The following is a 6,657-nucleotide window of genomic DNA, read 5'->3' as shown; positions in this document are numbered from 1 at the left end:
AAAATAGTATGTCCTGCCTCTTCAAGAAGTACTTTGGTATCAAGCCGTTTGTGGAAGGTGGCATTGTCCATGACAATAACACTATTCTTGGGTAGTTCAGGTACTAACAGTTGTGTCACCCAACTGTGAAAGAGATTGCTATCGATGCTACAGTCATAAAGCCCGACCGCGAATAGTTGGTTGTTACGAATGGCACCAATGGCATTGGTCTGATTTTTTAACTGCCAATTATATTCACCAAAGCACTTTTGACCTTTGTAGCAATAGCCGTGAGGTCTATTGTCATGAGACTTAAAGCCACTCTCATCTAGGTAGATGACGGGTCTATCTTGGTCTTCAAATTGATGCAATTGCTCAAGGAACACGCGCCTTAATTCGATATCTGCTTTTGGATGATTAAGTGTCTTTTTTTTGAGAAATACCCAGTCTTTTTAAGGCCATACCAATGCCTCTTGGACTACAACTAAGCCTGATAGCACGCTCATGATGATAGCTGTCAGGATAGGTAGCCACATCTTCTATCAGTTTTTGGTTGTCAATTTTTAAGGGACGAAAAACACGTTGCTTGCGCTTAGGGTTTTTCTTCCAACGTTGTATAGTCGCTGGGCTAAGTTGATATTCTGCTGCAAGTTCTCGAAAGCTATCACCTTCCTCAAGCTTGCTTAGTATCATTTGTCTGTAATCTTCTGAGTATGCCATTTGATTAGTGTACTTGTTCTATTTTGCTTTTACTATAGTTAGCAGCCGAAAGAAAATTAGATATTCAAAAGACTTATCCGAAGCTATACAAGAAGCTTTGCAACTCCATTGGGAAGACGTTGAATTTTATAATAAAATCAAATAGCGAGTTAACAATGTGTTGGATATCATTCCTCGATACCAGTCTACAATTATTCGAGCCTTTCCTAATAAGTAGTCCCTTTCTTAGCCTCAGCAATCAATTCATGAATCTTAGCGCTTTCCTTTAGTACACAAGCGTCATAAGCAGAAAGCAGTTTCGCTTCCTGCTCTTTTTCTTGCTCTTGCTTGGCTTTTTCTGCTAAATACTTTTCAAGTTTTTCGGCTTCAGAATCGCCCATAGTTTATCCCCATATGATTTTTACCACATAAAAACGGCACTGAAATCAGTGCCGTTTTATAAGTCGTGACAACTTAAAAGTTAACCACGACTCCTTAAATAATGACGCACCAGATTATCAATCCCAGCTTAAAATCACCTTACCGCATTGCCCACTTTCCATGATATCAAAGCCTTCTTGAAAGTCATCAATGTGCATGCGATGGGTAATGATAGGCGATAGATCAATACCGCTAATCAGCATTTGCTCCATCTGATACCACGTCTCCCACATCTCACGGCCATAAATACCTTTTAGGGTTAACGCCTTAAAAATAATCTTGCTCCAATCCACTGTGGTGGTGTTAGGCAAAATACCCAAGAGCGCAATTTTAGAGCCGTTATACATGTTACTAATCATCGAATCAAAGGCCTGAGGTGAGCCTGACATCTCAAGCCCAATATCAAAGCCGTGCATTTTTAACTCAGCAATGGCGCCTTCGATGGTTTCACCTTTGGCTGGGTTGATGGTCATCGTCGCGCCCATTTTTTTGGCAAGCTCCAAGCGATAATCGCTGATATCACTGACCACGATATTACGTGCCCCTGCGAAGCGGCAAATCGCTGTTGCCATTGAACCAATCAGTCCCGCACCCGTAATCAGCACATCTTCACCAAGGACAGGGAATGAAAGGGCAGTATGAGTGGCATTGCCAAAAGGATCCATGATGGCTGCCATCTCATCGCTGATACGCTCATCGAGTTTGATGACATTATCGGCAGGTATCACCAAATATTCGGCAAACGCGCCATCGCGGTCGACGCCCACGCCGATGGTGTTTTCGCACACATGCAGCTTGCCACGGCGGCAGTTACGGCAATGCCCGCAAGCGATGTGTCCTTCGCCTGTGACTCGATCACCCACTTCAAAGTGCTTTACACCATCGCCCATTTCGCTAATGACACCGACGTATTCATGTCCGATGATCATAGGCGTCTTGATGGTTCTTTCTGACCACTCATCCCACTTATAAATGTGCAAATCTGTACCACAAATGGCGGTTTTTTTAATTTTAATTTTAACGTCATTGATGCCAACCGTAGGTTCTGGCATGTCTTGCATCCAGATGCCTTTTTTGGTATGGGCTTTAACCAGTGCTTTCATACTTTTCTCTTATTTAACGGTGTTGTACTTAATGGTTGAATCTAGCGAGTGAATACCGAACGACGCTTAATTAATCACTTTCATTTGCTTAGCAACTTTGATAAAGGCGACGATACATTGGTCTAGCTGCTCGCGGGTATGGGCAGCTGAGAGCTGGACACGAATGCGAGCTTGATCTTTGGGTACGACAGGGTAGAAGAAGCCAATCACATAAATACCCTCGCTAAGTAGCGCTTCTGCCATTTGCTGGGAGACCGTGGCGTCATAGAGCATAACCGCACAAATTGCCGATGCAGTGGGCTTGATATCGAAGCCTGCATCTTGCATTTTTTTAACAAAATAGGCGGTATTTTCATGCAATTTATCTTGTAGGGTATTGTCTTGCGAGAGCATCTCAAACGCTTTTACCCCAGCGGCAGCCACCATGGGAGGAATGGAGTTTGAAAACAGATACGGGCGCGAGCGTTGACGCAGCATCTCAATCATTTCTTTTTTACCCGTCGTAAAACCGCCAATAGCACCGCCAAATGCCTTGCCCAAAGTACCCGTAATAAGCTCAATATCACCACGTAGGTCAAACAATTCAGTCACGCCGCCACCAGTGCGACCGACCACGCCTGCTGAATGCGACTCGTCAATCATCACCATGGCATCATATTTTTGTGCCAATGCATAAATCTCATCCATTGGCGCCACATTACCATCCATCGAAAACACACCATCGGTGACAATCAAGCGAAAACGCTGTGCTTGCGCCGCTTGTAATTGCATCTCTAAATCTTGCATATCTGCATTGGCATAGCGATAGCGCGCCGCTTTACACAGGCGCACACCGTCGATGATTGAGGCATGATTTAGCGAATCAGAAATAATGGCATCTTCACTGGTTAGTAGTGGCTCAAAGGCACCGCCATTGGCATCGAAACAGGCCGCATAAAGAATCGTATCTTCGGTATTAAAAAACTTAGAAATCGCCGCTTCTAGTTGCTTATGCAAATCTTGCGTTCCACAAATAAAACGCACCGATGACATACCATAACCTGAGTTTTCGATGGCCCCCATAGCCGCCTTTTTAATCTCAGGGTGGTCAGACAATCCAAGGTAGTTATTGGCGCAGAAGTTAAGCATCTCACGACCATCGGCAATCTTGATTAGCGCATCTTGTGGGGAGGTGATAACGCGCTCGTTTTTATACAGTCCTGCTGCGCGTATGTCGCTGATTTCTTGTTGTAGGTGTTTCTGAAAGTCTTGATACATAAAGATTCCTTTTTTTAATATTATTAGCGTTTGTATTGATAATGCAGGTATTAAGACTACTAATAGAACCAAACTGTAGTCATTTTAAAATAAAATTGATATGCCAATATTGCCGTGCTACTGGTATAAATTTTACTTGCTTGCTGTGTCTACGCTGACAGAGGCTGCATAAAATATATCCCAGCATCACCGCATCGAGTGTAAAGTGAATAAACTATTTGCTTATTAGTATGGACTATCCACAAATTGCTAAATACTGACGCACGACATTATCCATGCCTTGCTCCAGTGATTCAATCGTAAACGCATGACCGATAGACACCTCAGCGATATGACCAAGACTGAGCAACTCGGCTAAATTCTCTAAATTCAAATCATGACCTGCATTGACGCGAATGCCGTTTTGATTGGCTAGGTTGATACAGTCGCTAAAGCGTTGCTTGACCTCATCGAAATCAATATTGTCATCGCTCTTACCATTACTGTAGGCGCGCGCCCATTCTTCGGTATACATCTCGATCGTCTGTACATCGTTCTCGATGACTGCTTTGATTTGTTCGATATCAGGGTCGATAAACACCGCACAGCGCGTACCGAACGCTTCCAGCTCTTTGCTTAACGTTGATAAAAACTCATGATGTGTGATGATGTCAAAGCCATGATCAGAGGTCAGTTGATCGTCACTGTCTGGCACGAGCGTACATTGATGCGGTTTTACCTCACGGATAATCTTTAAGAACTGCTCATTTGGATTACCTTCGATATTGAACTCAATCTCTGGATAGTTTTTTAAGAATGCACTGATATCATAGACGTCTTGATATCTGATATGACGCTCATCTGGTCTCGGGTGTACGGTAAAGCCTTTGACCCCTAGGTCAATCAGCTTTTTCACGAAGTACAACAGGTTAGGGTAGTCAGTACCGCGAGAGTTACGGATTAAAGCCAATTTATTCAAATTTACGCTAAACAATGTGCTCATAAAATTCCTTGTACAGCTCGTTTATTATTGTTGACATGAAAGGGTTAATAAAAATCGTTGGTATCAGCATACTTCTTATTCAATGCCTTTAAAATAGCATAAGTCTCTAAATCTATTTTGCCCGTTGGATTCAGAGGTCGAAAGTGTAGCTGAAACGCATAGACGACATCGCGACTGGCTTTGTCCCATTCATCACTATTATTGATCTGATAGCCATAATCACGAAACTGCTGCTTGATCTCAGGTATCGTTGCCGCTGCAAATGCGTCTGTATCCATAAAAGCAAGCTTATCAGCATCCTCATACCAAGCGCCGATGCCATATTGCTTATACAGTTGCTGCCAAGGAAACTTTGCACCGGGGTCTATTTTGCGCGAGGGTGCCATATCAGAATGACCGATGATATTCTTTGGTGAGATGTCATATCTGGCGGTGATATCTTGCACCAGCTCTGCGACTTTTTTAATCTGTAACTTATCAAAAGCCACATAATGCTCATAAGGATGGTAATCGATATTGCCATTTTTTAGCGCATCTTTATATTCAGGCGCAATCCCTGCATTGACGATTTCTATGCCGATAGAGGTATCGTTCAATATCGTCCGTCCTGCAAAGCCGCCATCACCTGCATGCCACGCACGCTCGTTTTCTGGTACTAGATTATAAATTTTATTATCGTCATTATCTAACACTAAATAGTGGGCGCTGACCTTGCCTGTGGTCAATGTCTTGATAGATCTGTCATTGTCTGAAACCGTATAGTGCAGCACAATGGTTTTGATACGTTCACTTTTGCCAGTGGCTTGATAGGTTTTACTATCTACGATGTAGCTTTTGGTCGTCGCTACTGGAGAGGTTGTGGTCACGCAGCCAATCAGGGGCAGGGTTAGGGTTAGGCCAAATGCTAAGAAGATGTTTTTTACCATGAAATGCTCTGAATTATAAAATAGGCTAAACACAAAAGAGGTGAACTAAAAAGTTCACCTCTTTTGTATAATAAGAGTTTTTAAATTTATTGTTCGCTAAATATATTAAAAACTTCTTACTCTATTAAGCAACTAGCATCAACAGCATTTTCAGTATTCTCATTCACTTTTATGAGGTTTATGGCATTAAATTCTATTATCAATCCTTGGGTAGACTTGTCTTCAGTATTTGATTTGATTTGACCTCCCGTTATCTCAGGAACAATCACTGCTAGATAATGACCCTCGTTAATTTCTTCATTTCTTAAAATAAGTTCTGTTAATTCAGTCATTGTATATATAGCTTTGATATTTTTATCTTTAGTCATAACTTCTACCTCTATTACTGTACAGCTTATGAAACAGTAAATGTTTTAGGCTCAATTGAATACTCATAATCAAAATCAATCTCAGAACCCACTGTAAAATAATTTTTAGGATGAGTAAATTGTTTGATAAAGGCTTCTTTATCGACAAGAACAAAACTATCTTTGATCGTCTTCTCTTCGAAGTATTCTGTTACACACTTAGAGATGAAGCTATTTAAAGTAATACCTAATATATTAGACTCATGAATACTCTTACGATGCATCATCTCAGACATACGGATATTGAAAGTACCACTACAAGGTTTATCAGGACACTTACCTTCTTCTGTACACATCTCTAAATATTCATCAACTGCTGATTCAAATGATAGTTTCAGTTCTGTTAATGTGTCACCATCATACATAATAAGGTCTCTAATCATTTGAACCTTACCAAAAAGACACATGTCTTCTGTACTGAAATCTATTGAACCAGTATAGCCTTTATAAGAAAAATGTTGTTTATTACTCATCTTCTAGCCAGACCTTATTGTCATTAAAATGTTGAATAACTTCACGTATATAACATCTCTTCATCACTTTCTCAGGATGAGGTTCATGAAAAACCATAGACAGACTTGCACTTTTATTTACAAACTTTCTTCCAGAACCACCTTTAGCATTAGATACTAGATAGCCATGTAAAGACATTATTTTGACAAACTCATTCCATGTAAAGTCAGAAGGAACAGTTTTAAATCTTTTAACTAATTTTTCTGACTTAGACATATAGTACCTAATAGGTCGTGTTATTTGCAACTACTTTATAGTTGCATAGTTATAAATGAAGTGGTAGATACAACATATAGTGTTTTTATGAGAATAAATTACTACATATTGTTTTTTATACAATAGTCTATAAA

The 6,657-nt window shown here is 40.8% G+C and carries 10 protein-coding genes; all 10 read right to left on the bottom strand.

Annotated elements, in window-relative coordinates:
• A partial coding sequence (locus RH96_RS00550) for a transposase (protein ID WP_010195978.1) occupies nt 1-365 on the bottom strand: 365 nt, incomplete at its 3' end.
• Between the two features lie 31 nt (nt 366-396).
• Entirely contained in the window at nt 397-699 is a 303-nt protein-coding gene (locus RH96_RS00545; RefSeq protein WP_010195977.1) for an IS630 transposase-related protein, read from the bottom strand.
• 206 nt (nt 700-905) lie between these two features.
• Entirely contained in the window at nt 906-1,079 is a 174-nt protein-coding gene (locus RH96_RS15010; protein ID WP_157999873.1) for a hypothetical protein, read from the bottom strand.
• Nucleotides 1,080-1,196: 117 nt separating this feature from the next.
• Nucleotides 1,197-2,222, bottom strand: a complete 1,026-nt coding sequence (gene tdh, locus RH96_RS00540) for an L-threonine 3-dehydrogenase (RefSeq protein ID WP_010195973.1) — start codon at nt 2,220-2,222, stop codon at nt 1,197-1,199.
• A gap of 66 nt (nt 2,223-2,288) precedes the next feature.
• A complete protein-coding gene (gene kbl / locus RH96_RS00535; protein ID WP_010195970.1) occupies nt 2,289-3,479 on the bottom strand; it encodes a glycine C-acetyltransferase in 1,191 nt (396 codons plus the stop codon).
• 235 nt (nt 3,480-3,714) lie between these two features.
• Nucleotides 3,715-4,461: a pyridoxine 5'-phosphate synthase gene (locus RH96_RS00530; protein WP_010195968.1), complete on the bottom strand. Its 747-nt coding sequence runs from the start codon at nt 4,459-4,461 to the stop codon at nt 3,715-3,717.
• A 44-nt stretch (nt 4,462-4,505) separates the two neighbouring features.
• Entirely contained in the window at nt 4,506-5,387 is an 882-nt protein-coding gene (locus RH96_RS00525) for an N-acetylmuramoyl-L-alanine amidase (RefSeq protein ID WP_010195967.1), read from the bottom strand.
• A 116-nt stretch (nt 5,388-5,503) separates the two neighbouring features.
• Nucleotides 5,504-5,755: a hypothetical protein gene (locus tag RH96_RS00520; protein ID WP_010195965.1), complete on the bottom strand. Its 252-nt coding sequence runs from the start codon at nt 5,753-5,755 to the stop codon at nt 5,504-5,506.
• A 26-nt stretch (nt 5,756-5,781) separates the two neighbouring features.
• On the bottom strand, nt 5,782-6,267 hold the full coding sequence (locus tag RH96_RS14685) for a type II toxin-antitoxin system HicB family antitoxin (protein WP_010195963.1): 486 nt from the start codon (nt 6,265-6,267) through the stop codon (nt 5,782-5,784).
• Nucleotides 6,260-6,523, bottom strand: coding sequence for a HicA protein (locus RH96_RS00510; RefSeq protein ID WP_010195960.1), 264 nt, complete (start codon nt 6,521-6,523; stop codon nt 6,260-6,262). The genes RH96_RS14685 and RH96_RS00510 overlap by 8 nt, the downstream gene beginning before the upstream one ends.
• Nucleotides 6,524-6,657 lie beyond the last annotated feature (134 nt).

Origin of the sequence: Psychrobacter sp. PAMC 21119, assembly GCF_000247495.1 — a bacterium.
Classification (GTDB): domain Bacteria; phylum Pseudomonadota; class Gammaproteobacteria; order Pseudomonadales; family Moraxellaceae; genus Psychrobacter; species Psychrobacter glaciei.
The sequence above is the reverse complement of the archived record's forward strand: the minus strand, read 5'-3'. Positions and strand labels throughout refer to the sequence as shown.